At 72.4% G+C, this 22,510-nt stretch carries 18 protein-coding genes and 1 tRNA gene; 15 read left to right on the forward strand and 4 right to left on the reverse strand.

Annotated features, from left to right (window positions below):
* Positions 1–33 precede the first annotated feature (33 nt).
* The 3 genes from ITJ68_RS07450 to ITJ68_RS07460 all read left to right on the forward strand — a co-directional run bounded on the left by ITJ68_RS07450 (position 34) and on the right by ITJ68_RS07460 (position 3,250).
* Positions 34–1,371 carry an ABC transporter ATP-binding protein gene (locus tag ITJ68_RS07450; protein WP_228504848.1) on the forward strand — a complete coding sequence of 446 codons (1,338 nt, stop codon included), beginning with the start codon at positions 34–36 and terminating at the stop codon, positions 1,369–1,371.
* Positions 1,347–2,921 (forward strand): ABC transporter permease, encoded by a 1,575-nt coding sequence (locus tag ITJ68_RS07455; protein WP_194660620.1) that lies wholly within the window; start codon positions 1,347–1,349, stop codon positions 2,919–2,921. The genes ITJ68_RS07450 and ITJ68_RS07455 overlap by 25 nt, the downstream gene beginning before the upstream one ends.
* A gap of 65 nt (positions 2,922–2,986) precedes the next feature.
* Entirely contained in the window at positions 2,987–3,250 is a 264-nt protein-coding gene (locus tag ITJ68_RS07460; RefSeq protein WP_194628889.1) for a DUF3039 domain-containing protein, read from the forward strand.
* Positions 3,251–3,253: 3 nt separating this feature from the next.
* Here ITJ68_RS07460 and ITJ68_RS07465 read toward each other — a convergent pair whose 3' ends face one another.
* The gene (locus ITJ68_RS07465) at positions 3,254–4,540 is read right to left on the reverse strand and encodes a nicotinate phosphoribosyltransferase (RefSeq protein WP_194660621.1); all 1,287 of its coding nucleotides are present in this window, start codon (positions 4,538–4,540) and stop codon (positions 3,254–3,256) included.
* 139 nt (positions 4,541–4,679) lie between these two features.
* On the opposite strand from ITJ68_RS07465, the gene murI reads away from it, so the two are divergent.
* The 3 genes from murI to rdgB all read left to right on the forward strand — a co-directional run bounded on the left by murI (position 4,680) and on the right by rdgB (position 6,913).
* Positions 4,680–5,519 carry a glutamate racemase gene (gene murI, locus ITJ68_RS07470; RefSeq protein ID WP_194660622.1) on the forward strand — a complete coding sequence of 280 codons (840 nt, stop codon included), beginning with the start codon at positions 4,680–4,682 and terminating at the stop codon, positions 5,517–5,519.
* Positions 5,520–5,594: 75 nt separating this feature from the next.
* Entirely contained in the window at positions 5,595–6,326 is a 732-nt protein-coding gene (rph, locus tag ITJ68_RS07475) for a ribonuclease PH (RefSeq protein ID WP_194660623.1), read from the forward strand.
* A complete protein-coding gene (gene rdgB, locus ITJ68_RS07480) occupies positions 6,323–6,913 on the forward strand; it encodes an RdgB/HAM1 family non-canonical purine NTP pyrophosphatase (RefSeq protein WP_194660624.1) in 591 nt (196 codons plus the stop codon). Before rph ends, rdgB begins: the two co-directional genes overlap by 4 nt.
* Positions 6,914–7,022: 109 nt before the next feature.
* Here rdgB and ITJ68_RS07485 read toward each other — a convergent pair whose 3' ends face one another.
* The 3 genes from ITJ68_RS07485 to ITJ68_RS07495 all read right to left on the reverse strand — a co-directional run bounded on the left by ITJ68_RS07485 (position 7,023) and on the right by ITJ68_RS07495 (position 9,276).
* Positions 7,023–7,709: a DedA family protein gene (locus ITJ68_RS07485; protein WP_194660625.1), complete on the reverse strand. Its 687-nt coding sequence runs from the start codon at positions 7,707–7,709 to the stop codon at positions 7,023–7,025.
* Between the two features lie 113 nt (positions 7,710–7,822).
* Positions 7,823–7,905, reverse strand: a tRNA-Leu gene (locus ITJ68_RS07490).
* 63 nt (positions 7,906–7,968) lie between these two features.
* The gene (locus ITJ68_RS07495; protein ID WP_194660626.1) at positions 7,969–9,276 is read right to left on the reverse strand and encodes an MFS transporter; all 1,308 of its coding nucleotides are present in this window, start codon (positions 9,274–9,276) and stop codon (positions 7,969–7,971) included.
* Between the two features lie 43 nt (positions 9,277–9,319).
* Between ITJ68_RS07495 and mnmA the strand changes: the two genes are divergently transcribed.
* The 9 genes from mnmA (at position 9,320) to ITJ68_RS07540 (ending at position 22,433) form a co-directional block, all read left to right on the forward strand.
* The gene (mnmA, locus tag ITJ68_RS07500) at positions 9,320–10,426 is read left to right on the forward strand and encodes a tRNA 2-thiouridine(34) synthase MnmA (protein ID WP_194660627.1); all 1,107 of its coding nucleotides are present in this window, start codon (positions 9,320–9,322) and stop codon (positions 10,424–10,426) included.
* Positions 10,427–10,514: 88 nt separating this feature from the next.
* Positions 10,515–12,869: an NAD-dependent DNA ligase LigA gene (gene ligA, locus ITJ68_RS07505; RefSeq protein ID WP_194660628.1), complete on the forward strand. Its 2,355-nt coding sequence runs from the start codon at positions 10,515–10,517 to the stop codon at positions 12,867–12,869.
* Positions 12,870–13,102: 233 nt separating this feature from the next.
* A complete protein-coding gene (locus ITJ68_RS07510; protein WP_194660629.1) occupies positions 13,103–14,413 on the forward strand; it encodes an alpha/beta hydrolase in 1,311 nt (436 codons plus the stop codon).
* Between the two features lie 191 nt (positions 14,414–14,604).
* Positions 14,605–16,986: a transglycosylase domain-containing protein gene (locus ITJ68_RS07515; RefSeq protein WP_228504850.1), complete on the forward strand. Its 2,382-nt coding sequence runs from the start codon at positions 14,605–14,607 to the stop codon at positions 16,984–16,986.
* A 165-nt stretch (positions 16,987–17,151) separates the two neighbouring features.
* Positions 17,152–17,451: an Asp-tRNA(Asn)/Glu-tRNA(Gln) amidotransferase subunit GatC gene (gatC, locus tag ITJ68_RS07520; protein ID WP_071271805.1), complete on the forward strand. Its 300-nt coding sequence runs from the start codon at positions 17,152–17,154 to the stop codon at positions 17,449–17,451.
* A complete protein-coding gene (gene gatA, locus ITJ68_RS07525) occupies positions 17,448–18,995 on the forward strand; it encodes an Asp-tRNA(Asn)/Glu-tRNA(Gln) amidotransferase subunit GatA (RefSeq protein WP_194660630.1) in 1,548 nt (515 codons plus the stop codon). Before gatC ends, gatA begins: the two co-directional genes overlap by 4 nt.
* A complete protein-coding gene (gene gatB / locus ITJ68_RS07530) occupies positions 18,995–20,497 on the forward strand; it encodes an Asp-tRNA(Asn)/Glu-tRNA(Gln) amidotransferase subunit GatB (RefSeq protein ID WP_194660631.1) in 1,503 nt (500 codons plus the stop codon). Before gatA ends, gatB begins: the two co-directional genes overlap by 1 nt.
* Positions 20,498–20,586: 89 nt before the next feature.
* Positions 20,587–21,714 (forward strand): type III polyketide synthase, encoded by a 1,128-nt coding sequence (locus ITJ68_RS19520; RefSeq protein ID WP_194660632.1) that lies wholly within the window; start codon positions 20,587–20,589, stop codon positions 21,712–21,714.
* Entirely contained in the window at positions 21,711–22,433 is a 723-nt protein-coding gene (locus ITJ68_RS07540; RefSeq protein WP_194660633.1) for a methyltransferase domain-containing protein, read from the forward strand. The genes ITJ68_RS19520 and ITJ68_RS07540 overlap by 4 nt, the downstream gene beginning before the upstream one ends.
* The last annotated feature ends 77 nt before the right edge of the window (positions 22,434–22,510 follow it).

Here is a 22,510-nt window from a genome sequence, read left to right on the forward strand (position 1 = left end):
GAGGACGTGTACACGACGTCGGATGCTGCCTGGATGACGGAGACGACCGAGATCGACGACGCGGCCGACGCCGCGGAGGCGGCCGCGGATCGTGAGGCCGTCGGGGGCATGACGGACGACATGGTCGGGGGCGACCCGGCCGCGCACGACACGGGTGAGATCGACACGGGGGAGAACGATGCGGACGACCGCTCTGGACAGGACGGCATGACCGACGACGACGCCCCGACGGACGTCCGCGAACCGGCAGTCCTGCCGGCCGTGGTCGCCCCGAGCACGAACGTCGCCCCGAGCACGAAGGGGAAGCCGCGGGCCAAGCGTCCCGTGCGCGCGACGCGGCCGCAGGGCGCGGCAGCCGCGACCAGGCCGGAGCCGGCCACGGACGCGGCGCAGGCCGACGACGGCAGCCGTGGCGAGCCTCCCGTCCGGGACGGAGCGACCGGTCCCGACGATGCGACGCGCGATGCCGGGAGGCCCGGTGACGGTCCACGGGACGAGCACGGGACCGGCGCGGCGTCGCGACCGACCAAGAAGGCGACCGGGGCGACCGCGAAGAAGCGGGCCCCGAAGCAGACGTCCACCCAGCGTCCGGGCACGTCCGCCCCGCAGCAGCCCGTCGTGCTCCGCGCGGACGGCCTGGTGAAGCGGTACGGCCAGACCCTCGCCGTCGACGCCGTGGACCTCGAGATCCGCCGTGGCTCGCTCTTCGGCGTCGTCGGCCCGAACGGCGCCGGCAAGACCACGACGCTCTCGATGCTCACCGGCCTGCTGCGTCCCGACGCCGGCACCGCGACCGTGCTCGACCACGACGTGTGGGCCGACCCCGCCGCCGCGAAGCGCAGCATGGGCGTGCTGCCCGACCGGCTGCGGCTGTTCGACCGGCTCACCGGGGCGCAGCTGCTGTACTACTCGGCGACCCTCCGCGGGCTGGACGGCCGGACCGCCCGTGCCCGGAGCGCGGACCTCGCCGAGGCCTTCGGGCTCGGGGACGCGCTCGGACGCCAGGTCGCGGACTACTCCGTCGGCATGGCGAAGAAGATCGCCCTCGCCGCCACCCTGATCCACTCGCCGCGCGTGCTCGTGCTCGACGAACCGTTCGAGTCCGTCGACCCGGTCAGCTCGGCCACCATCGTCGAGGTCCTCCGCCGGTACACGCGGGGCGGCGGGACCGTCGTCCTGTCGAGTCACTCGATGGAGCTCGTCCAGCGCACGTGCGACTCCGTGGCGATCATCGTCGGCGGCAAGGTGCTCGCGTCGGGGACCATGCCGGCGGTCCGCGGGCGGAAGAGCCTCGAGGACAAGTTCGTCGAACTCGCCGGCGGACGCGTCGTCGCAGAGAGCATGGAATGGTTGCACAGCTTCTCCGGCTGAGGGCCGACCTGCTCGCGGGCGAGGTCCGCGGCGGCGCCAGGCGCTCGGTGCTCGTGGTCCTCGGCAGCCTCGTCGGACTCCTCGTCGCCGTCCTGGTGGCGATGGCCGTCATCGACCTCCGGACCGTCGACCCCGTCGCGGCCCGTGCCGTGATCGTGCCCGTGGGCATGCTCGTCACCCTCGGGTTCACCTTCGTCCCGTTCGCACTCGGGGGCGCCGACCAGTTCGACCCCCGACGGTTCGCGGTCTTCGGGCTGGGTCGGCGCGAACTGACGACCGGGCTCGCCCTGGCGGGACTGCTCGGCGTGCCGGTCGTCGGCGTCGCGGTCGTCGCGGTGGCGCAGTCCGTCGCCTGGATGCGCGGGGCCGGCAGCGGGGTGCTCGGGATCGTCGCGGCGCTGCTCGTCATCGCCACGTGCGGGCTGCTCGTCCGCGTCGGGTGCACGCTCGGTGCGTGGCTGATCGGGTCGCACCGACCGGGTCGCGACGCCGGCTGGTTCGTGGCGTTCGTCGTGGTCGTGCTGCTCGTGCCGGCCGTCCCCCTGCTGCTCGGCGCGGACTGGCTCGACCCGCGGAGCGCCGAGCTCCAGCGCATCGCCGACGTCGCCGGGTGGACGCCGTGGGGCGCCGCCTGGGCAGCACCGGCCGACGTCGCCGCCGGGCACGCGGGCCAGGGCGTGGCGAAGCTCCTCATCGCAGTCGGGGTCGTCGCGCTGCTGGCGTGGGCGTGGTGGGCACTCGTCGGGCGCCTGACGCGGACCGTCGACGACCGCACGACCGCGCGCACCCACCGTGGGCTGGGGTGGTTCGACCGTCTGGGCTCCGCACCGGTCGCCGCCGTCGCGGCCCGCGCGCTGACCTACTGGGGGCGTGACCCGCGGTACCGCACGTCCTACGTGATCCTGCTCTTCGTGCCGATCGTCGTCGTCCCGCTCGGGGTCGCCGGGGTCCCCTGGCACTGGACGGCACTCGTCCCGCTGCCGCTCATGGCCGTGATCGCGGGCTTCCTGCCCCACAACGACGTCGCCTACGACAACACGGCGGTCTGGCTGCACGTGGCGTCGGGCGCTCCCGGGTGGAGCGACCGGCTCGGACGGCTCACCCCGCTGCTCGTCGTCGGTGTCCCGGTCGTCGTCGCCGGCTCGTGGCTCTCCGCGTGGCTCTTCGGCGACCTGGCGGCGTTCCCGGTGCTGGTTGGCGTGTGCGTGGGGGCGCTGCTCATCGGGCTCGGGATCTCCAGCGTGGTGTCCGTCCTGCTGGCCTACCCGACGGTCCGACCGGGCGACCGACCGTTCCAGCAGCCGCAGGCCGCCGGCGTCAAGTCGACGGTGTCGCAGGCCGTGACGATCATCGGGATCCTGGTCTTCTCGGTGCCGGCCGGCTGGCTCGCGGTGCTGGCGTTCGTGGACGACTCCCGGTCCTCCGGCGTGCTGACGCTGGTCGTCGGACTCGCCGTCGGGGTGGTCGTGCTCGTGGTCGGGGTGTTCGCCGGTGGACGGGCCTTCGACCGCCGCGGGCCCGACCTGCTCGCAGCGGCGCTGCGCAACTAGCGCGGCTGGCTCTCCGCCCCCACACGCGCACGACGCACCATGCGGGACCGTCGTACTCTTGGAGCATGAGCATGACGGAACCCGGCGGCGGCGGACTCGACGTGATGGACCGCGAGCTCGAGAAGCTCCTCGAGGAAGAGGCGATCGAGCCCGGCGACCACGAGCGGTTCTCGCACTACGTCAAGAAGGACAAGATCCTGCAGTCGGCCCTGAGCGGCAAGCCCGTCAAGGCCCTGTGCGGCAAGAAGTGGATCCCGGGCCGCGACCCGGAGAAGTTCCCGGTCTGCCCCGACTGCAAGGCCATCTACGAGAAGATGAAGTCCGAGTAGGCGCTAGTCGATCAGGGTCGGGATCGCCGGGTCACCCCGGCCGATCCGGGCCGCGTCCGCGGGCAGCTCGGCCTTGGCGCCCTTGTGGTGGGCCCGCGCGGCCTCGACCCCGCGCTCACCGAGGAACGCCGGGTCGACCTCGCCGTGCGTGACGACGGGCACCATGAGCGCCCGCTCGTCCGCGCCGAGGGAGCCCGACGTCCGGACGACCTCGGCCGTCGCGATGCCGTTGCGGAGTCGCCGTCCGGCGTCCTTCCGGCCACCGACGGAGGCCTTCTCGGCGGACTTCTTCGCCACCGACACCCACTCGCCGGCCTCGGTCTGGTGCGCGACGAGCTTGAACACCATGCCGGCGGCCGGGTGACCGGAGCCGGAGACGACCGACGTGCCGACGCCGTACGAGTCGACGGGGGCCGCTCGCAGGGCAGCGATCGTGTACTCGTCGAGGTCGTTCGTCACGGTGATCTTCGTCGACGTCGCGCCGAGCCGGTCGAGCTGCGCACGGACCGCGGCCACGACCGAGGGCAGGTCTCCGCTGTCGATCCGGACGGCCCCGAGCCGGCCGGAGGTCAGGCGGACGGCGGTGTCGACGGCCGCCTCGATGTCGTAGGTGTCGACGAGCAGGGTGGTGCCGTCCCCGAGGGCGTCGAGCTGCGACCGGAAGGCCGTCTCCTCGGAGTCGTGCAGCAGGGTGAACGCGTGCGCCGCGGTGCCCATCGTCGGGATGCCCCAGGTGCGCCCCGCCTCGAGGTTGCTCGTCGCACCGAACCCGGCGATGTACGCGGCGCGGGCAGCGGCGACCGCGTTCCACTCGCCCGTGCGGCGGGAACCCATTTCGGCGAGCGGGCGACGGTCGGCGGCGGACACCATGCGCGCGGCAGCCGAGGCGATGGCGGAGTCGGCGTTGAAGATCGACAGGGCGAGGGTCTCGAGCAGCACGGACTCGGCGAAGGTGCCCTCGATCTGCAGCACGGGGGAGTTCGGGAAGAACACCTCGCCCTCGCGGTACGCCCGGACGTCGCCGGTGAACCGGTAGTCGGCCAGCCACGAGGCGGTGCCCCCGTCGATGACGCCACGACCCTGCAGGAACGCGATCTCGTCGTCGCCGAACCGGAAGTCGGTGAGCGCGGTCAGGAAGCGACCGAGCCCCGCCGCGACGCCGTAGCGACGCCCGTCGGGCAGTCGCCTGGCGAACACCTCGAAGACGCAGCGCCGGTCGGCCGTGCCGTCCTTCAGGGCGGCGTCGACCATGGTGAGTTCGTACTGGTCCGTCAGGAGCGCGGTGGTCACGCGATCGACACTACAGAAACCCTGACTGTGGGCCCACGCCGCCGGTTCCGGGGCGACGCGCCAGCGGCGGCCCGGCCGTGCCGGTGGGGAGGCTCGGGTGACGCCCGGCACGTCGGCGCGCGTCGGTAGGCTGGTCGCCGTGACGGATGCACCGATCGGAGTCTTCGACAGCGGCGTCGGTGGCCTGACGGTCGCCCGCGCGATCATCGACCAGCTCCCGCGCGAGAGCATCCGGTACGTCGGGGACACCCTGCACTCCCCGTACGGCCCGAAGCCGATCGCCGACGTCCGCCGCTACGCCCTGCAGGTCATGGACGACCTGGTCGAGCAGGGCGTGAAGGCCCTCGTGATCGCGTGCAACACGGCGTCCTCCGCGGTGCTCCGCGACGCCAGGGAACGCTACGAGCAGGCGTACGGCATCCCCGTGGTCGAGGTCATCCAGCCCGCGGCCCGTGCCGCCGTCAAGCAGACCAGGACGGGCCGGATCGGCGTCATCGGCACGGTCGGCACGATCGCGTCCCGCTCGTACGAGGACGCCTTCGCGGTCGCCGCCGACGTCACCCTGTCGCTCGCCGCCTGCCCGCGGTTCGTCGAGTTCGTCGAGGCCGGGGACACCTCCTCGCCCCAGCTCCGCGAGGTCGCCGCCGGGTACCTCGCGCCGATCCGGGCCGCCGACGTCGACACCCTCGTGCTCGGGTGCACCCACTACCCGCTGATGTCCGCGGCGATCCAGTACGTGATGGGGCCGGACGTCACGCTGGTGTCGAGCGCCGAGGAGACCGCGAACGACGTCTACCGCCGCCTGGTCGAACACGGCCTGGAGCGAACCACCACCGAACCCCCGAGCTACGCGTTCGAGGCCACCGGCGACGACGAGGACGCCTTCCTGCGGCTCGCCCGCCGATTCCTCGGCCCCGAGATCGTCAACGTCGGCCACCTCGAGACCGGCGCCATCACGCTTCCCCGCGGGCGGCTCTGAGCGGCGACCAGCCGCCTGCCGCTGCCCGCCCCGACCACCCGCACCGAGCCTCCAGGCCGGACCGAGAGGAACACCATGACCACCCGCATCGACGGCCGCCAGGCCGAGGAACACCGTCCCGTCACGATCGAACGCGGCTGGAGCACCCAGGCCGAGGGCAGCGCACTCATCTCGTTCGGCAACACGAAGGTGCTCTGCACCGCGTCCTTCACCAACGGTGTGCCGCGCTGGATGGCCGGCAAGGGCAGCGGCTGGGTCACCGCCGAGTACTCGATGCTGCCGCGCTCGACGAACGAGCGCATGCAGCGCGAGTCGATCAAGGGCAAGGTCGGGGGTCGGACCCACGAGATCTCGCGGCTCATCGGGCGCTCGCTCCGCGCGGTCGTCGACATGAAGGCGCTCGGCGAGAACACGCTCGTGCTCGACTGCGACGTGCTCCAGGCCGACGGTGGCACCCGCACCGCGTCGATCACCGGGGCCTACGTGGCGATGGCCGACGCGATCGAGTGGGGCCGGGGCAAGGGCTTCATCGCGAAGAAGGCGACGCCGCTGACGGACAGCGTGCAGGCCATCTCCGTCGGGATCGTCAAGGGCGAGCCGATGCTCGACCTGGCCTACACCGAGGACTCCAGCGCCGACACGGACATGAACATCGTCACGACCGGTTCGGGGAAGTTCATCGAGGTGCAGGGCACCGCGGAGCACGCGCCGTTCGACCGTGACGAGCTGAACGTGCTGCTCGACCTCGGGCTCGCCGGCAACACCTCGCTCGCGGCCATCCAGAAGACCGCACTGGGGCTCGCGTGAGCCGCGCCGTCGTCCTGGCCACCCACAACCAGGGCAAGGTCGTCGAGCTGCGGGACATCCTCGGCGACGCCCTGGGCGACGGCGTGGAGCTGCAGGGCTACGACGGGCCCGAGCCCGTCGAGGACGGCGACACCTACGCCGCGAACGCGCTGATCAAGGCGCGGGCAGCGGTCGCGCACACGGGGCTGCCCGCGCTGGCGGACGACTCCGGCATCGCGGTCGACGTGCTCGGCGGAGCGCCGGGCATCCACTCGGCGCGCTACGCGGGCACCCGGTCGGACGCGGACAACATCGCGCTGCTGCTGACGAACCTCGAGGGCGTCGTGGAGCGCACGGCGGCCTTCGTCTGCGCCGCGGCGTTCGTCACGCCCGCGGGGGTCGAGCACGTGGTCGAGGCCGTGTGGAACGGCGAGGTCCTCACCGCGCCCGTCGGCGACGGCGGCCACGGGTACGACCCCGTCTTCAAGCCGGACGACGCGGACCGCTCCTCGGCGGAGCTGACGCGGGCGGAGAAGAACGCGCTCTCGCACCGGGCCAAGGCGTTCCGGGGGATCGCCCCGATCGTGCGGGAGTACTTCACGGAGTAGGGGCGGCGGCGGCGCCGGCGGTGTCCGCTGGATCCGCACAACAGAAACCGCCTCGCGCCCCGGAAGTCCGTGGTGCGAGGCGGTTCGTGTTGTGCGGGGTCGGTCGGCGCTACTCGGCGGTGGAGATGCCCTGCTCGTGCTTCTTCGCCTTGCGCACGTTCCGCACGTAGGTGAGCACCATCGGCACGACCGTGACGACGACGGCGGCGAGCAGGATCACGTCGATGTACTCGCGGACGATGTGCGCCACGAACGGGATGTGCCCGATGAAGTACCCGAGGAACGTCACGCCGACGCCCCAGATGACCGCGCCGACGGCGTTGTACAGCGAGTACTTCTTGTAGTTCATGCGCCCGACACCGGCGGCGATCGGCGCGAACGTGCGCACGACGGGCACGAAGCGCGCGAGGATCACGGCGAGGGCGCCGAAGCGGTGGAAGAAGGCGTTCGTGCGGTCGACGTTCGCCTTGGAGAACAGACCGCTCTCCTTGCGCTCGAAGATCGGCGGCCCGGCCTTCTTGCCGATGAGGTAGCCGAGCTCACCACCGAGGAACGCGGACGCGCCGATCATCAGCGCGGCGACCCAGATCGGGATCCCGCCGATCTCCCCGCCGCGGTCGAACGCGAACAGGCCGGTGATGACGAGCAGGCTGTCGCCCGGGAACACGAAGCCGATCAGCAGGCCGGTCTCGGCGAACACGATCGCGCAGACCACGAGCACGGCCACGGCCCCGAAGTGGTCGAGGATGTACTGCGGATCCAGCCATGGGATCAGGGCGAGTGCGACGCTGTGCATGCTTCTTCCGTCGTGCTGGTGCGGAGACGGGAGGGTCACCCGCAGGACGAGGGTACAGCGCGGGCGTGTCCGGCCGGTCCTCCGATCGGACGAGATGCGGGAGGACGCAGCACTGGTGCGGAAGGAGGGACTCGAACCCTCACGCCTGAGCACAGGAACCTAAATCCTGCGTGTCTACCGATTCCACCACTCCCGCGAGCACCGACAGCGTACCGAGCCGGGGCCGCCGAGCGCTCAGCGCTCCGGGGTGGCCGAGCGCTCAGCGCAGGCGACGGGGGAGGTACCGCGGCACGTAGCGGAGCAGGACGCCGGCCCCGACGAGTCCGAGCACGCCCATCACCCCGCTGGCGACGGCGATCGTGGCCACGGCCGTGATGCCCGAGATGAGGAGCGGTGCCGCGGCCTGCCCGAGGTCGCCGGTGAACCGCCACGCCCCGAGGAACGGTGCCGGGTTCCCCCGCGGGGCGAGGTCCGCCCCGAGGGTCATCAGGATCCCGGACCCGACGCCGTTCGCCAGCGACATGCCCATGGCGATCCCGACGAACCACCCCACCCGCGCGTCGAGGTGCCCGCTCCACGCGAGCAGGAAGTAGCTGATGCTGAGCCCGAGCATGCACGGCAGGGCGCTCGCGAGCCGTCCCCACCGGTCCATGATCTGGCCGCTCGTGTAGAACAGCGCGAAGTCGACGGCACCCGCGATGCCGATGACCAGGGCTGCGGTCGCGTCGTCGAGCCCGACACTGACCGCCCAGAGCGGCAGGATCACCTGCCGCCCGGCACGCATCGCACCGATCAGGCCCGCCCCGCTGCCGAGTCGCAGCAGCACGGCCCGGTTCGCGGCGATGGTGCGGAACAGGCCGTGCGACTCCTGCTGCACCAGGACCGCGCCCGTGTCGGTCGCGTCGCCGGCGGCGGTCGACCCGTCGTCGCGCCCGTCCTGTCGGTCCGGACGGGAGGCTCGGTTCGGCCGTCGCAGACCGCGCACGCCCGTCGCGGGGTCGCGCAGCACGAGCAGGGTCACCGCCGCCGCGAGGCAGCAGACGACGTGGATCCAGAACGCGCTCTGGGTGGTGCCGGTGAGGTGGACGACGCCGGCGGCGATGAACGGGCCGACGAAGTACCCGAAGCGGAAGACGCCGCCGAGGCTCGACAGCGCCCGGGCCCGGACGGCGAGGGGGATCGCGGTGGTCATGTAGGCGTGCCGGGCCAGGGCGAACACGGCGGTGGACAGCCCGACGAGGAACACCCCGACCGCGAGCACGACGGGGTTCGGCGCGACCGTGCAGACGACCAGGCCGACGACGGAGACCAGCGCGGCGCCGATCATCGCGTTGCGCTCGCCGATCCGCGCCACGACGACGCCGGACGGCACGTCGCCGATGAGCTCGCCGACCAGGATGAGCGACGCGACGAACCCGGCGATCGCCAGGCTGGCCCCGAGGGAGTCGGCGGCGATCGGGATGATCGGGATGATCGCGCCCTCGCCGATCGCGAAGAGCGCGGCGGGCAGGAACCCGGACAGCAGGACGGCCTTGAAGTCGAAGGGGGAGGGCTCGGCAGTCGTCATCGCGGACTCCACGGTACGCCCGGGGCGGAGTTACCCTGGACGCATGCGTGTTCTGGCGGCGATGAGCGGTGGTGTCGACTCGGCGGTGGCCGCGGCCCGGGCGGTCGATGACGGCCACGACGTGGTCGGGGTGCACCTGGCGCTGAGCCGGATGCCCGGGACCCTCCGCACCGGCAGCCGTGGGTGCTGCACCATCGAGGACTCGATGGACGCCCAGCGCGCCGCGTCGGCCCTCGGGATCCCGTACTACGTGTGGGACTTCTCGGCACGGTTCAAGGAGGACGTCGTCGACGACTTCGTGGCCGAGTACCAGGCCGGTCGCACCCCGAACCCCTGCATGCGCTGCAACGAGCGGATCAAGTTCGCCGCGCTCCTCGAGAAGGCACTGGCCCTCGGCTTCGACGCCGTCTGCACCGGGCACTACGCCTCGATGGTCACCGGGCCCGACGGCTCCCGCGAGCTCCACCGCTCGGCGGCGTGGGCGAAGGACCAGTCCTACGTGCTCGGCGTGCTGACGGCCGAGCAGCTCCAGCACGCGATGTTCCCCCTCGGGGCCACCCCGTCCAAGGACGAGGTCCGAGCCGAGGCCGCGGCCAGGGGCCTGACGGTCGCGCAGAAGCCCGACTCCTACGACATCTGCTTCATCCCCGACGGTGACACCCGGGGCTGGCTCGCCGACCGCGTGGGGCCCGCCCCCGGTGACGTGGTCGAGCGCGACGGCACGGTCGTCGGCGCGCACGACGGCGCCACGGGCTACACCGTCGGACAGCGCCGCGGGCTGGCGCTCGGTCGGCCGGCACCGGACGGCAAGCCCCGGTTCGTGCTGGAGATCCGCCCGAAGGACAACACCGTCGTCGTCGGACCGAAGGAGGCGCTCGCCGTGTCCTCGATGGCCGGCTCCCGGTTCACCTGGGCGGGCTCTGCTCCCGCCGACCCGACGACCCCCTTCGCGTGCGACGTGCAGATCCGCGCGCACGCCGACCCGGTGCCCGCGACCGCCCGGGTGGACGACGGCACGCTCGTCATCGACGTCGACGAGCCGCTGCACGGGGTGGCCCCCGGCCAGACCGCGGTGGTCTACGTCGGCACGCGGGTGCTCGGCCAGTGCACGATCGACACCACGGTCAGCGCCGTCCCCGTCGAGGCCTGACCCGGGGCGTGTCGCTGGGTCCGAGCCGCCGCTCCCGGGGTGCGTGGCCGCTGACGCCAGGGTCGGTGGCTCCCTGTAGAACTGTTGCATGAGCGAGACCGACGCCACGTTCGAGACCATCGACCCCGCCGAGCTCGACGCCGCCCAGGGGCAGCGCGAGGTCGACCGGCTGCGGGCGCTGGTCAACGAGCTGCGGCACGGGTACTACGAGGACAACGCCTCCCCGGCGAGCGACGCCGAGTACGACGCGCTCATGCACCGGCTCGCCGCGATCGAGCAGCGCTTCCCGGAGCTCCTGACCGAGGACAGCCCCACGCAGACGGTCGGCGGGCAGGCGCAGACGACGCAGTTCGCCCCGGTCGAGCACGCCGAGCGGATGCTGAGCCTGGACAACGTGTTCAGCCCGGACGAGCTCACCGACTGGGCGGTCAAGGTGCAGCGGGACGCCGGCGCCGAGCGCGTCCGGTTCCTCACCGAGCTGAAGATCGACGGCCTGGCGATCAACCTGCGCTACGAGCACGGTCGGCTCGTCACGGCGGCCACCCGCGGCGACGGCGTGGTGGGCGAGGACGTCACGGGCAACGTGCGCACGATGGGCACGATCCCCGACCGCCTCAGCGGCACCGGGCACCCACCCCTGGTCGAGGTCCGTGGCGAGATCTTCTTCCCCGTCGAGCAGTTCGACGAGCTGAACGCCCGGCAGCGCGACGCGGGGGAGCGCCTCTTCGCCAACCCGCGGAACGCCGCCGCCGGGTCCCTCCGCCAGAAGGAAGAGGGCAAGTCCCCGGCGAAGCGCGAGCTGATGGTGGACCGGTTGCGGCGCCTCCGCATGCTCGTGCACGGCATCGGCGCCTGGCCCGTCGCCGAGCTCGAGCGGGACACCGACGTCCGCTCCCAGTCCGAGGTCTACGAGCTCCTGCACACGTGGGGGCTGCCGACCGGCACGCACCACCGGGTCTTCGACGGCATCGACGACGTGCTCGCCTTCGTGCAGGACTACGGCGAACGGCGGTCGGCCGTGGAACACCAGATCGACGGCATCGTGATCAAGGTCGACGACCTGGGGCTGCACGAGGAACTCGGCTCGACCTCCCGGGCGCCCCGCTGGGCGATCGCCTACAAGTACCCGCCAGAAGAGGTCCACACGAAGCTCGTGGACATCGTCGTCAGCGTCGGTCGCACGGGCCGTGCCACCCCGTTCGCCGTGATGGCGCCGGCCGAGGTCGCCGGGTCCGTCGTGCGCCAGGCCACGCTGCACAACCAGCAGGTCGTGAAGGCGAAGGGCGTCCTGATCGGGGACACCGTCGTGCTGCGGAAGGCCGGGGACGTCATCCCCGAGGTCCTCGGCCCGGTGGAGGAACTCCGTGACGGCACCGAGCGGGAGTTCGTGATGCCGACCGAGTGCCCGGAGTGCGGCACCACGCTCGCCCCGGCAAAAGAGGGGGACATCGACCTCCGCTGCCCGAACGCCCGGAGCTGCCCCGCGCAGGTCCGCGGTCGCGTCGAGCACATCGCGTCCCGCGGGTCGCTCGACATCGAGGGCCTCGGCGAGGTCGCCGCGTCAGCCCTGACCCAGCCGCTCGCGCCCGAGGACCCGCCGCTCGACACCGAAGCCGGGCTGTTCGACCTGACGATGGAGGACATCGTCCCGATCGAGGTCATCGTCCGCGACGCCGAGACCGGCATGCAGAAGACCGACGACGCCGGCGTCCCCAAGCGCGTGACGCCGTTCAGTCGTGCGCGCAAGAAGACCGACCCGCCCTTCGACCCGGACGCCCGCGGTGCGGACTACACCGGCGAGCCCAGCCGGTACCCGTCGAAGAACGCCTTCGAGATGCTCGCGAACATCGACGCCGCCAAGACCAAGCCCCTGTGGCGCATGCTCGTCGGGCTGAGCATCCGGCACGTCGGCCCGGTCGCGGCCCGGGCGCTGGCGAACCACTTCGGGTCGCTCGACGCCATCCGGTCGGCCTCGCGCGAGGACCTCGCGGCCGTCGACGGCGTCGGCGGCATCATCGCCGACGCCCTCCTCGACTGGTTCGCGGTCGACTGGCACCGCGACATCGTCGACCGGTGGACCGCGGCCGGCGTGCAGTTCACGACCCCGGGGCACCCCGGTCCGGGCGCTGCGACGACCGACGGCGGCGTCCTCAGCGGCGTCACGGTGGTCGCGACGGGTTCCCTGGAGGGGTACACGCGCGAGGGCGCGCTCGAGGCCATCATCGCCGCCGGCGGCAAGGCGGCGTCGAGCGTGAGCAAGAAGACGGACTTCGTCGCGGCCGGTCCCGGCGCCGGCTCGAAGTTGACGAAGGCGGAGCAGTTGGGCCTGCGGATCATCGACGCTGAGCAGTTCGCACTGCTGGTGACCGAGGGGCCGGCGGCACTCGGCGACCCCGTCGAGCCCGAGGCCGACGACTCTGCTGACACGCCCGAGCAGGACTGACCCGCCGGACAAGCACGTTCCGGCCTCGAGCGCACGCTTCGACGCGCCGGAACCCGGTCCCCAATTCGGGGTACAAGTTGCAACGAGCACGGGCTGATCTGCCCGATTCTCCGTAGACTCGACAGAGCATCACCTGTCGTCTGCAGGGAGACGACAGGATGGCCTTCCCGGGGGAGACCGGTTTGCTGTTCGTCGCCGCTGCTTTGTTCACCGCCTCGATCCACTCTCTCGGAGTGCTCGAGACGTCCATCGCGCCCGTGGTCACCGCGCACTCCGCAGTGCACGTGGCCGCCGATCCGCATGATCCAGGAACCGCGCCCGGGCTGGTCATGACCGGGGGACGAACGACGCTCGCCGACCTCGCAGGTTCGCGCGGCCGTCCGTACCTCGACGACCTCGTGTCGCTCGCCCCGGACACCCTCGCCGCCGCCGACCGGGACGACCGTGTCGTGGCGACGGCGATGGACGACCCGCCCGCGCCGGCGACGGTCGCGACGTGGTGGTCCGGCCTCCGCGGTGCCGACCAGACGCGGCTCGAACAGGACGCACCCGTCGTGGTCGGGAACCTCGAGGGGGTCCCGTACGCCGTCCGCGGCCGGGCGAACCGCGCCGTGCTCGACGCGGGGCTGCGTGACCCGCACGCGGACGCGTCCCGGGTGGCGATGCTCGGACAGGTCCGTGACGCCCTGGTGCAGGAGGCCACCGGTGCCCGTCGCTCCCTCATCACCCTCGACACGCGTGGTGCCGGGCGCGCGGCGATCGCGATCGGTGACCTCGACACCGCCGCCGACGTCACGGTGGTCGTCCCCGGGATGTTCTTCACCGTGACCGGGCAGATGGCCGACTTCACGAACACCGCGAACACGCTCTGGGGCGAGCAGGCGACCCTCGCGCCCGTCGCGGCCCCGGCAGCGGGCACCGGCGTCGCGGTCGTCGCCTGGATGGGCTACCGCACGCCCGACCTGTCGAACATCCTCTCGCTCGACCTCGCCAGGAGCGGCGCCGTCCGGCTCGAACGGGCGGTCGGCGGTCTCCGGGAGGTCCGGGACGGCGCCCAGCCCCGGCTCGGGATCGTCGCGCACTCGTACGGGTCGACGACGGCCCTCATGGCGCTGGCGTCCGGACGGATGAGCGCGGACAGCCTCACCGTGCTGGGGTCCCCGGGCAGCGACGTCCGGAACGCCTCCGACCTCGCCGTCGCCGCCGGGCAGGTCTTCGTCGGGGGAGCGCACTGGGACCCCATCGCCGGGTCCGGGTACTTCGGCACCGACCCGGGCTCCGCCGGGTTCGGCTCCACGGTGCTCGACCTGGCCGGGGGCGTCGACCCCGAGGACGCCGGGGACGCGTTCCGCCGACCGGTCGGCCACAACGACTACCTCAAGCCCGGCACGGCGTCGCTGCACGACGTCGCCCTCATCGCCGTGGGGCGTGGCGACCTGGTCCGCGACGGCGTGCGGCACGGCGGCGGCCGCGGCGACGGCGTCGTGCAGGCCTCACCCGACATGTACCTCGTCCGCCCACAGGACCTGCAGCCCCGCGACTGACCTGCGCTGACCACCCCTCCGGCGGACGTGACCCGATCGTGACCGCACGCGGCGGGACGGGCCCGAGCCCAGCCTCCAGGCCGATCCGCGGGGGGTGACGGACCGCACCTGGAGGAGAACCTGAGCGGCGGTGCAGCCAGGGCGGCCGATGGAGCGGCCCCGACCCAGGACCGCTCCCTACCGTGCGGACCATGCGTGTAGTCCAGTGGCCCGGCGCCCTCCTGATGTTCGTCGTGATGTCCGCGCTCGCCGGTCTGCTCGTCGCGGTCGCGGTGACCCCGGCGGTCGCCGTCGCGGGCGAGGGGACGTCGGGTGCGGCGGCGTTCTTCGAGGACCTGCCGAGCTACCTCGACGTCCAGACACCGCAGCAGGTGTCGTCGGTGTACGCCGAGCAGGGCGGGCAGCAGGTCAAGATCGCGTCCTTCTACGCCGAGAACCGCACCATCGTGCGTGCTGACCAGATCGCGACGAGCCTGAAGCAGGCCGCGATCGACACCGAGGACCCGCGCTTCCACGACGAGGGCGGCATCGACGTGATCGGCACCCTCCGTGGCGCTGCTGCCACCGCGGTCGGCGGGGACGTCCAGGGCGGCTCGAGCATCACCCAGCAGTACGTCAAGAACGTGCTCGTGCAGCAGTGCGAGCAGCTGACCGGGAAGGACGCCGCGGCGACGCAGGCGAAGATCGACGCCTGTTACCACGACGCCGCCGGGGTCACGCCCCAGCGCAAGCTGCAGGAGATCCGCTACGCGATCGCGGTGAACAAGAAGTACACGAAGACGCAGATCCTGACCGGGTACCTCAACATCGTCGGGCTCGGCGGGCGGGTCTACGGCGCGGAGGCCGGCGCCGAGTACTACTTCGGCGTGCACGCGAAGGACCTCTCGCTGGTGCAGTCGGCGACCCTCGTCGCGATCCTCAACAACCCCGCGAACCTGCGCATCGACCAGCCGTCCGACGCGGACAACGGATCGGCGAACGGGTACGAGGCCACCAAGCAGCGTCGCGACTACGTGCTGCGGCGGATGGCCGCGCACCACTCGATCACCGCGGCCGCGGCACGGCAGGCGATCGCGACGCCGGTGCAGCCCCACGTCACGCAGACCGCGAACGGCTGCTCCGCCGCCGCGACGGACCACGACGCCGGGTACTTCTGCGACTACGTCCGTGCCCAGGTGCTGCGGGACCCGGCCTTCGGCACGACGGCGGCTGACCGCATCGCGACCCTCGACACGAAGGGGCTGCAGATCCACACCTCGCTCGACCTGGACCTGCAGGGGCAGGCGCAGAACGCGCTGTCCTCGTACGTCCCCACGACGATGGCGGGCGTCGACGCGGGCGGGTCGAACGTCACCGTCGAGCCCGGCACCGGTCGGATCCTGTCGATGGTGCAGAACACGACCTACACCCAGTCCGACTCGGCGACGCGTGGCCAGACCGCGGTGAACTACAGCGCCGACGAGGGCTTCGGCAACTCGACCGGGTTCCAGACCGGGTCGACCTACAAGGTGTTCACGCTCGCCGAGTGGCTGGCGAGCGGGCACACGCTGTCCGAGTCGGTGCCGACCACCGAACACACCTTCCAGAACTCCGAGTTCACGAACTCGTGCGAGAACGTCTCCGGCGGCACCTGGCCCGTCGCGAACGCCGAGAACGTCCCCGCATCGATGACCGTGCAGGACGCGACGACCGAGTCCATCAACACCGCGTTCGGCGCGATGGGCAAGCAGCTCGACCTGTGCAAGATCGCCGAGCTCGCGAAGTCGATGGGGATCCACCGGGCCGACGGTGCCGCGCTCGGCCAGACCCCGTCCTCGATCCTCGGCGTGAACGAGCTGTCGCCGATCGACCTCGCCGAGGCGTACGCCGGGTTCGCGAACGGCGGCACCGTGTGCACCCCGACCGCGATCGACTCCGTCACCACCGCCGACGGCACGAAGATCACCCCGACCCCGGCGTCGTGCACGCGGGGCGTCTCGGCCGAGGTCGCCGGCACCGTCGACTACGCGCTGCAGGGCGTGCTCAGCGGGAAGGGCACCGCCGCGACCGCGAACCCCGGGGACAGCACGCCGAAGTTCGCCAAGACGGGCACCACCGACGGCGACGTGCAGAACTGGCTCGTCGCGTCGAGCACGAAGTACACGAACGCGACCTGGATCGGCAACGTCCTGGGCTCGGTCCACCTGGCGAACTGGCCGTTCCTGCAGGGCACCACCGGGTACAGCGCGAAGTTCGGGGTCGCGAAGTCGATGATGGGCTACCTCGACGCGCACGTCGGCGGGGACGCGCTGCCGGCTCCGGACCAGGCGCTCATCGGGACGCCGGCGCACGCGAAGGCCGCGCCCGGGGCAGCCGCGAGCGGCGGAGCGGCCGCGACCGGTGCTGCCGGCGGTGCTGCTGCTGGTGGTGCGGCAGACGGTGCTGGTGCGGCCGGCGGCGCCCCGGCTGCCGGGGCCACCCCGGCCGGTGGCACCACCCCGGCCGCCGGGGCCGCTGCGGGCGCAGCCCCGGCTCCCGGATCCGCTGCCGCAGCCGTCGCCGGTGCGGTCGCCGGTGCCGGTTCCGGGCACTGACGGCGACCGCCTGGAGGTTTCGACACCCGTCCGGTGGACCGGCACCGGGCCTCCAGGCGGTCCTCCCCAGGGCACGGGTCGGCCCCGTCGTCCACAGGCGTCCGGACCCCGCTCGGCCCGCCCAATAGACTGGTGCGCACATGACGAACCGATCGACGGAGCACCATGCCTGACATCACGAGCGAGCAGGTCGCCCACCTGGCGAACCTCGCACGTATCGCACTCACGCCCGACGAGATCGAGAAGCTGACCGGGGAGCTGTCGCACATCGTCGACAGCGTCGCGAAGGTGACCGAGGTCGCCACGCCGGACGTCCCCGCGACCAGCCACCCGGTCACGCTGCCGAACGTCCTCCGACCCGACGTGGTCGGCGAGACGCTGACCCAGGAGCAAGCGCTGTCCGGCGCCCCCGACTCCGACGGCGAGCGGTTCCGCGTGACGGCGATCCTTGGAGAAGAGCAGTGACCGACGACATCACGAAGCTGAGCGCCGCGGCGCTCGCCGACGCCCTCGTGGCGCGCGACGTCTCCAGCGTCGAGGCCACCCAGGCCCACCTGGACCGCATCGCCGCCGTCGACGGCGACGTGCACGCGTTCCTGCACGTCAACCAGAACGCCCTCGGCGTCGCGAAGTCGATCGACTCCCGCCGCGCCGCCGGTGACGACCTCGGCCCCCTCGCCGGCGTGCCGGTCGCCATCAAGGACGTGCTCTGCACCATCGACATGCCCTCGACCTCCGGGTCGAAGATCCTCGAGGGCTGGGTGCCGCCGTACGACGCCACCACGGTGCTCAAGCTCCGCCGCGCCGGCCTGGTGCCGCTCGGCAAGACCAACATGGACGAGTTCGCGATGGGCTCGACCACCGAGTTCTCCGCGTACGGCCCGACGCACAACCCGTGGGACCTCGACCGGATCCCCGGCGGGTCCGGCGGTGGGTCGGCCGCCGCGGTCGCCGCGCACGAAGCCCCGCTCGCCCTCGGGTCGGACACGGGCGGCTCGATCCGCCAGCCGGGTGCCGTCACGGGCACCGTCGGCGTCAAGCCGACCTACGGCGGGGTGAGCCGCTACGGCGCGATCGCGCTGGCGTCCAGCCTCGACCAGGTCGGACCGGTCGCCCGGACCGTCCTCGACGCCGCGCTCCTGCACGACGTCATCGGCGGGCACGACCCGAAGGACTCCACCTCGATCCGCGACGCATGGCCCTCGTTCGCCGCTGCCGCGCGTGACGGGCTGCAGGCCGACACCCTCCGGGGCCTGCGCGTCGGCGTCGTCAAGGAGCTCGCCGGCGGCGACGGCTTCCAGGCGGGCGTCGTGCAGCGCTTCCAGGAGTCCGTCGCGATCCTGCAGGCAGCGGGTGCCGAGGTCGTCGAGATCGACGCCCCGAGCTTCGCGTACGCCATCAGCGCGTACTACCTGATCCTCCCGGCCGAGGCCTCCTCGAACCTCGCCAAGTTCGACTCCGTGCGCTTCGGCCTGCGGGTCACGCCCGAGGGCGGCGCCACGGTCGAGGACGTCATGGCCGCCACGCGTGAAGCCGGCTTCGGACCAGAGGTCAAGCGCCGCATCATCCTCGGCACGTACGCCCTGAGCGCCGGGTACTACGACGCCTACTACGGCAGCGCGCAGAAGGTCCGGACGCTCGTGCAGCGCGACTTCGACGCAGCGTTCGAGCAGGTCGACCTGCTCATCAGCCCGTCGGCACCGACCACGGCGTTCCCGCTCGGCGAGCGGATCGACGACCCGCTGTCGATGTACCTCAACGATCTCACCACGATCCCGGCGAACCTGGCCGGCGTCCCCGGGATGAGCATCCCGAACGGTCTGGCTCCAGAGGACGGCCTGCCGACCGGCATCCAGCTCATGGCCCCGCAGCGTGAGGACGCCCGGCTCTACCGCTACGGCGCCGCCCTCGAGCGCCTGCTCGAGCAGCAGTGGGGCGCTCCGCTCATCTCCCGGATCCCCGACCTCGACCTCGGTCAGCAGTCGGCAGCAGAGGAAGGTGTGGTCTGATGGCCGCCAAGGACGCACTCATGGACTTCGACGAGGCGCTGAAGCGCTTCGAACCGGTCCTCGGCTTCGAGGTCCACGTCGAGCTCGCGACCGCGACGAAGATGTTCTCCGACGCCCCGAACTTCTTCGGTGGCGAGCCGAACACGAACGTCACGCCGGTGGACCTCGGGCTGCCCGGGTCGCTCCCCGTCGTGAACGAGCAGGCCGTGCGGTTCTCGGTCAGCCTGGGCCTGGCCCTCGGCTGCTCGATCGCCGAGTCCTCGCGGTTCTCGCGGAAGAACTACTTCTACCCGGACAACCCGAAGAACTACCAGATCTCCCAGTACGACGAGCCCATCGCCTACGAGGGCGAGGTCGAGGTCGAGCTCGCCGACGGCACGCTGTTCCAGATCCCGATCGAGCGCGCCCACATGGAAGAGGACGCCGGCAAGCTGACGCACGTCGGCGGTGCCACGGGCCGCATCCAGGGCGCCGAGTACTCGCTCGTCGACTACAACCGCGCCGGTGTGCCGCTCGTCGAGATCGTCACGAAGCCGATCGTCGGGGCCGCCCACCGCGCGCCGGAGCTCGGCGCCGCCTACGTCCAGGTCATCCGCGACCTGGTCCGTGCCCTCGGGGTGTCCGAGGCCCGCATGGAGCGCGGCAACCTGCGCTGCGACGCCAACATCTCGCTGCGTCCGTGGGGCCAGGAGAAGCTCGGCACCCGCACCGAGACGAAGAACGTCAACTCCTTCCGTGCCGTCGAGCGGGCCATCCGCTACGAGATCCAGCGCCAGGCGGCGATCCTCGCCGACGGCGGGACGATCACGCAGGAGACCCGGCACTGGCACGAGGACACCGGGCGTACGTCGGCCGGACGCCCGAAGTCGGACGCCGACGACTACCGCTACTTCCCCGAGCCCGACCTGTTGCCGGTCGTCCCGGACCCCGCGATGATCGAGGAACTCCGTGCCGCCCTGCCCGAGGCCCCCGTGGCCCGGCGCCGTCGGCTCAAGGGCGACTGGGGCTTCGCGGACCTGGAGTTCCAGGACGTCGTCAACGGCGGGCTGCTCGACGAGGTCGAGGCCACCGTCGCCGCCGGTGCCGCACCGCAGTCGGCGCGCAAGTGGTGGACCGGCGAGATCAGCCGCGTCGCCAACTCCCGCGACACCACCCCCGCCGAACTGGTGTCGCCCGCGCACGTCGCGGAGCTCATCACGCTCGTCGAGTCCGGCGAGCTGACCGACCGACTCGCACGCCAGGTGCTCGAGGGCGTCATCGCCGGAGAGGGCTCCCCGTCCGCCGTCGTCGAGTCCCGCGGGCTCAAGGTCGTCTCGGACGACTCGGCCCTCACCGCCGCGGTCGACCAGGCACTCGCGGCCCAGCCCGACGTCCTCGCGAAGATCCGCGACGGCAAGGTGCAGGCCGCCGGCGCGATCATCGGTGCGGTCATGAAGGCCATGCAGGGCCAGGCGGACGCCGCCCGCGTCCGTGAGCTCGTGCTCGAGCGCGCTCAGGCGTAGCGGCGGACACCACAGGAGGCACCCGGCGACGCGCCGGGTGCCTCCGTCGTTCCTGAGCACCTGGACACGACCCGGTGACAGGATGAGGCGTGTCAGCAACCATCCGCGCCATCGGGACCGCCGTCCCCACCACGACCCTCCAGCAGGACGCCGTGCGGGACCTCTTCTCCGCCCAGCCGGGCCTCGGACGACTCGGCAGCCGGATCGTCCCCGCCGCGTTCGACGCCTCCGCGGTGGAGCACCGGCACACTGTCCTCGGGGAGCTCGACAGCGCCGCTGCGCCCGGCACCTTCCGCGACGCCGACGGGGTCCTGCACTCGCCGTCCACCGGCACGCGGAACGACCGGTACCGCGAGCTCGCACCGGCGCTGTTCGTCGAGTCCGCACGGGACGCCCTCGAGCGTGCCGGGGTCGACGCCGCCGACGTGACCCACGTCGTGACCGTCTCGTGCACGGGCTTCACCCAGCCCGGCCCCGACCTGGCGATCGTCGCGGAGCTGGGTCTCCGCCGCACGGTCTTCCGGCACCACATCGGGTTCATGGGCTGCTGCGCCGCGTTCCCGGCGCTGCGGAGCGCCGCCGCGTTCGCCGAGGCCGACCCGACCGCCGTGGTGCTCGTCGTGTGCGCCGAGCTCTGCACGCTGCACGTCCGCGCGTCGGACGACCCCGACCAGATCGTCGCGAACAGCGTCTTCGGTGACGGTGCGGCCGCTGCCGTCGTGACCGCGGACGGTGCCGGGCTGCGGCTCGACGCGTTCGCCACGACCGTCGTGCCCGAAGGCGCCTCGGAGATGGCGTGGAACATCGGGGACGAGGGCTTCGAGATGGTCCTCAGCACCGCGGTCCCGAAGCTCGTCGGTGCCACGGTCGCCGAGGCCGTCGGTCCGCTGCTCGACGGTCCTGCCGCCGACGTCCCCGTGTGGGCGGTCCACCCCGGCGGACGCGCGATCCTCGACCGCACGCAGGACGCCCTCGGGCTGCCCGACTCGGCGATGGTGAGCAGCCGCGCCGTGCTCCGCGACCACGGCAACATGTCGAGCGCCACCGTGCTGTTCGTAATCCGCCACGCCCTCGACGCCGGCATCGAGGACGGGACCCCCGTCGTCGCGCTCGCGTTCGGCCCCGGTCTCACGGTGGAGAGCGCCGCGCTCACCGCGGTCGGGACGTCCGTCGCGGTGGCGAGCGAGGCCCTGGACCTGGCCACGGTCGCGTCGTGAGCCGACCGGACGACGGCGGGGCGAGCCTCCTGGCCGTCGACCTGCGCGTCCGCGACCTGGAGCTCCGCGAACTCATGGACGACCCGGACTGCGATCCGCGAGCGCTCGCGCGGACCTTCCGGCGCTTCGCCCTGGTGAACGCGCTCGTCAGCGGCTGGCGGTCGGTGTGGCGGACGCACGTCGTGCCCGCGCTGCCGGCGGACGGCCAGGGACGCGTGCTCGATCTCGGCTGCGGTGGCGGCGACCTCGCCCGCGCAATCTCGCGGTGGGCGGCGAGCGACGGCTTCGACGTCGAGGTCGTGGGCGTCGACCCGGACCCGCGCGCGATCGACGCCGCGACCCGTCGGGCACCCCGGGGCGTGACCTTCCGCGAGCAGTCCAGCGGCGACCTGGTGACGTCAGGGGAGCGGTTCGACGTCGTCGTGTCGAACCACGTGCTGCACCACCTCGGGGACGAGGAGCGCGCCGGGTTCCTCGCCGACTCCGAGGCCCTGGCGACCACTCGGAGCCTGCACTCCGACATCCGTCGGTCGGCTGCCGCGTACCGGGCCTACGCGCTCGGGTCGACCCTGGTCTCCGCGGGCACGTTCGTCCGCGTGGACGGGCTGCGTTCGATCCGGCGGAGCTTCACGGTGCCGGAGCTCAGCGCTGCGCTGCCGTCGGGATGGCGTGCGGAGCAGGCGGCCCCGCACCGCGTGCTCGCGATCCGCGACGCCTGAGCCGAGCGCGAGCGCGCTCCCGGCGCGCGCTGTCGCGACCGCAGCCGCGCCGAGACTCGGTCATGCGGACAGGTCGC

This window comes from Curtobacterium sp. VKM Ac-1395 (genome assembly GCF_015350975.1).
Taxonomy (GTDB): Bacteria; Actinomycetota; Actinomycetes; order Actinomycetales; family Microbacteriaceae; genus Curtobacterium.

Coding starts and splice junctions, on each gene's coding strand:
- ITJ68_RS07450 (WP_228504848.1), top strand. CDS start 34: ATGACGGAGACGACCGAGATCGACGACGCGGCCGACGCCGCGGAGGCG.
- ITJ68_RS07455 (WP_194660620.1), top strand. CDS start 1,347: ATGGTTGCACAGCTTCTCCGGCTGAGGGCCGACCTGCTCGCGGGCGAG.
- ITJ68_RS07460 (WP_194628889.1), top strand. CDS start 2,987: ATGAGCATGACGGAACCCGGCGGCGGCGGACTCGACGTGATGGACCGC.
- rph (WP_194660623.1), top strand. CDS start 5,595: ATGACCACCCGCATCGACGGCCGCCAGGCCGAGGAACACCGTCCCGTC.
- ITJ68_RS07485 (WP_194660625.1), bottom strand. CDS start 7,709: ATGCACAGCGTCGCACTCGCCCTGATCCCATGGCTGGATCCGCAGTAC.
- ITJ68_RS07495 (WP_194660626.1), bottom strand. CDS start 9,276: ATGACGACTGCCGAGCCCTCCCCCTTCGACTTCAAGGCCGTCCTGCTG.
- mnmA (WP_194660627.1), top strand. CDS start 9,320: ATGCGTGTTCTGGCGGCGATGAGCGGTGGTGTCGACTCGGCGGTGGCC.
- ligA (WP_194660628.1), top strand. CDS start 10,515: ATGAGCGAGACCGACGCCACGTTCGAGACCATCGACCCCGCCGAGCTC.
- ITJ68_RS07515 (WP_228504850.1), top strand. CDS start 14,605: ATGCGTGTAGTCCAGTGGCCCGGCGCCCTCCTGATGTTCGTCGTGATG.
- gatC (WP_071271805.1), top strand. CDS start 17,152: ATGCCTGACATCACGAGCGAGCAGGTCGCCCACCTGGCGAACCTCGCA.
- gatB (WP_194660631.1), top strand. CDS start 18,995: ATGGCCGCCAAGGACGCACTCATGGACTTCGACGAGGCGCTGAAGCGC.